Below are 3903 nucleotides of genomic sequence, written 5' to 3'. Positions count from 1 at the left end.
CCGTCTCAAACTACTACGAGCTGGTCTGACTGCCAAAGGGTCATCGTTGGCCTTGCTTTTGGCTTAGCTTCCCTACCGCGTCCTTGCGGAACACCCTTGGCTCTCTCAAGTTCCTAATGCATCTCTTTAACCATGCCACGGCTTAATAACTCCGCTGACTCGCCACAACCTCACTCATTACGGTTGCTTTGCATGGACTTCAGTGGCGTTACAAACCTCGTCAGTCAGACTGTATTTATCGGAGCGATGCCAGCACTTCAGGGACACGTATCCCCTGTGGCCTACTTAATTCTCTGTGTACGCTTCACCTATCTTGTTCGCTGAAAAAAAATTCAGCTCCGCCATAGGCGCAACACTCGATACGGGTGGTGAGTTAAACCTTACCCGACAGGGACTTGCACCCTGCAAGATGCATCAAGCTTCGCTTGACGCACTAACGCCGCAATAAGCGGACTAAAACTGTGGGTTATAATGTGTAGCGAAGCGAAACGTAACCCACAGTTTTAGTTCCGTTTAATTGCCTTGTTAGGCATTTTTCCAAGTACATTTAGGGTTCGTTTTACTTTAAGTTGTGCTTCATGAAGCCAACCACCATCTCGGTTTAAGTACACATCAAAATTTTCAAGTAGAGATATTAATTCATCTTTGTTTTTCAAACCTAAAGCAACTTTATCAGAGGCGTTGTTAATGCCCTTTGTTGATAAGTTCCCTTTAGGTGGGATATCAACCTCTAGAAAGTGGTAGCCATTAACAAGCTCGATAGCGGATAGAACAGCAATATCAACTAAATGTTGAGGATCAGATGCCACACCAATTTTACTTCGGAAAATTGAAGCGATTCTTGGTTGTAGGTATTCAATATATGAAACATGGGAACTAGAATCATTTTGGTGTGGAGGAGCACCACTACGATCATCATAGGGAAAAGATCTTGTATATGCAGAAGTAACTAAAGACATTGCCATCAAACATTCTTCGTCCAAAAACAATTGATGCTTGTATAACAGACTTTTAAATTCTCGATACCCTTCAAATGGTACAGGTTCATATAACCCTTCGTCTGGATCATAGTGCTTGAACCAATCAGTATTCACTTGAGCTATTTTCGTTATCAAAGCGGCGAACGCATCTCTTTGGTGATCAAAGAACAATGATGTACGAAGTTGAGAAACTTGATTCTCATGTTTAATACCCTCAACTTTCGAGTTCAACTCTGTTTTATAGCTTTCGAGTTTTTCTGCGTACTCATGCTGAATGGATTGTTTCAACCTTTCAGATATCCACCCTTTAGCTAACCAAACTAATACGGCACCACTCAAACCACCTGATAATATACTAAGTATATATTCCACATTTACTCCTAATATTGGTGCCACTATTGTGGTTAACACTGATGCCTAACGCTAAGCTAAGCGGCAAATATCGGTTGGCTAGAATGTGCGAGGCACGAGCGCGAGCCAACTGTTATTTGTCCGTCTTGAGCGCCTTGTTAAGTTTGCCGCCCATCACCTATGGGTTTTCAAAAGCGATATACCACAAACATTGTTAATATAAATCCAGTGTACTTGCTATCTTACTGTTTTGACAACTCATTATTTTACCTACCTCTTGAATTTCAGGCACAGGACATGCGCCTGTCTTAGTCAGATTTAGGTTAGCTTAATGCACATAACTACCGCTAAACTCCGTTATGTTCATCCCTTTTTCTATGGGTCTTAATTGGTTTAAGGTCTTCCCACATTGTTTGCAACAGACAAATTCTCCTTGCCTATTGACGAAGCTTTGCCAGTCCAGCACCTTGACTTCATTCAACGCGATTTGTCCTAGTGCCTCTCTCGCTTGATTGAGCTTACGTCTGCACTTTCCATGATATAAACCCACCATTTGATACTGTGATTTTTTGGGGATTGCTATATGTGACAAGAATCGTTGCATAAATTGAGCATGAGTCAGTCGAAGATATTCTGTTTTTTGCGTTTGATGGGATTTATACCGCAGTTTTATATGCTCATTCCCCAGATGAAGTAGTTGGCTATTTTTTATCGCACCACCACGAATATAACGCGCAAGGTATTTGGCAACCCCTTGTCCGTGTTCATATGGTTTAGCGCAATAGACGACCCAATCTTGACGTCCTAACTTATTGCACAAATTCAGTAGCCCTTGCTCACGTTCGTTCGTCGGTATAACTAATTCATCCGCCGCTATAGCTTTTTTAATCCCCGCAAGATATTTCCCACGAAAGATCATCATCATGACTTTCGCCGGTAAGAAACTTGCTCGTTTTGGTGTTTGCCATTCTCCCGTGCTACCTAATCCACCATGGCTGATCACACAATGAATATGAGGATGAAACGTTTGATTTCTTGCCCATGTATGCAGCGCTAAGATAACCCCAGGCGTAGCGCCCAAGTAACGAGGGTCGAGACTCAGTTTTTGGATCGTTTCTCTCACCGAGGTAAAAAGTAGTTGTTGACAAAATGCGCGATTAAACCGCCAAATATTATGCAAATCATGCGGTAATGTGAAAACCCAGTGATGATGTTTACCTTTGAGTAAGAGCGCTTCAACGCGTTGTTGCCATTGCTCTGATTTGAGTGCACTACATTGCGGACAGCTACGGTGCCTACAACTGTTGTACCACACCCCATTTAAGTGGCCATCTTCACAGTAAACACTGTGCCCACCTAACGCTTCAGTGCGGCAACGCATCAATTGCTCTGCGGCTTTGATTTGATAAAGCGGCAGCCCATGATTTTTTTGGTAGTGAGCAAAACTCGTTTGTAGAAAGCCTTGCACGGTGGAATTTTTCATGAATTAACAGTAGGACGATAATGCTAATTTATCTAGTAAGATAAGAGGATGCTGTTAAATTTGAGTGCCAACAAGAGTTGACTGGGATTCTCCGAGCTTGCTCGGCAAATTTAACGCCTGCTTAAGCGGATAAAAATGGTTGGCTATAATTGTGGAGCGAAGCGGAACGTAGCCAACTGTTTTTATTCCGTTTAAAGCTCTTGTTAGGCTTTTATAAGCTCCGAAGATGAGAGTTCATATAAGTGACTATTTATTATTCACAATGTAGTGCGATACAGTTGCCTTCAACATCCTCAAACTCCGCAACCCAGCCAAGCTTTCCGATAGATGTCTTGGGATATAGAACGCTACCTCCTAGAGACAATACTTTATCTAGAGTTTCATCAATGTTGCCTGTACTAAAGTAGAGGCGCGAACCTTCTTTGCCTGGAACATAAGTGTCCCCCTTTACCAGAGCACCGGTAATCCCTTGTGCTTGATGATTTGAAGGAAATAACCCCATTTCGATTCCATCAATAATGGTTCGTTCAAATTGGTATCCAAATACAACCTCATAAAATCTAGTCGCTCGATCAAGATCATTTACAGGGATTTCGAAATACCCAACTGGATTCTTCATATTTAGCTCCTAATTCAGCTCTAAAGCCTAACGAGCCTGTAGAATAACTCGTTTTTAATTTATTTTTATTGATGCTTCAACCATAGCTGAGTTCCTATTTTGATTCAATCGACAACTGACTTTCACGTGAAAATATAAAAAGAGGATTTGCTGTTGCTTTAGTGGGTGTTTTGGAAGGGATTGCAGGTGTTTAAGTGGCTTATTTAAGGTGGTAAGGGGTTACCCTTATTAATGTATCGTGTTTCTCAGCTTTTCTAGATTATGAACAAGGCAATACAGTTGCCATTGCGCATTCACTTTCGTTTGTCCGCGTAAGGTCAATTTGTTCATGCCTTTATTGACTGTAATATTCCCGAACACGGGCTCTATACATCCAAGTCGTCTGCTGTACTGCCGTCGCCCCATTGGACTGTCTATTTTAACTTTCATTTTGTCGATATAGCTTAGCTTTTTACGTGATTCATCATTTT

The 3903-nt window shown here is 41.8% G+C and carries 4 protein-coding genes; all 4 read right to left on the bottom strand.

The window, feature by feature from the left end; genetic code table 11:
- Positions 1 to 503: 503 nt before the first annotated feature.
- Positions 504 to 1352 (bottom strand): hypothetical protein, encoded by an 849-nt coding sequence (locus ADS77_RS20920; protein WP_054456156.1) that lies wholly within the window; start codon positions 1350 to 1352, stop codon positions 504 to 506.
- Positions 1353 to 1659: 307 nt separating this feature from the next.
- On the bottom strand, positions 1660 to 2814 hold the full coding sequence (locus ADS77_RS20915; protein WP_054456154.1) for an IS91 family transposase: 1155 nt from the start codon (positions 2812 to 2814) through the stop codon (positions 1660 to 1662).
- Positions 2815 to 3067: 253 nt separating this feature from the next.
- Positions 3068 to 3433 (bottom strand): VOC family protein, encoded by a 366-nt coding sequence (locus tag ADS77_RS20910; protein ID WP_054456152.1) that lies wholly within the window; start codon positions 3431 to 3433, stop codon positions 3068 to 3070.
- 228 nt (positions 3434 to 3661) lie between these two features.
- On the bottom strand, positions 3662 to 3903 hold a 242-nt coding region (locus tag ADS77_RS20905; protein WP_063135626.1), incomplete at its 5' end, for a transposase.

Origin of the sequence: Pseudoalteromonas porphyrae (assembly GCF_001298125.1) — a bacterium.
GTDB lineage: Bacteria > Pseudomonadota > Gammaproteobacteria > Enterobacterales > Alteromonadaceae > Pseudoalteromonas > Pseudoalteromonas neustonica.
Note: the sequence above shows the minus strand (reverse complement) of the source record. Positions and strands in the feature narration are given on the sequence as shown.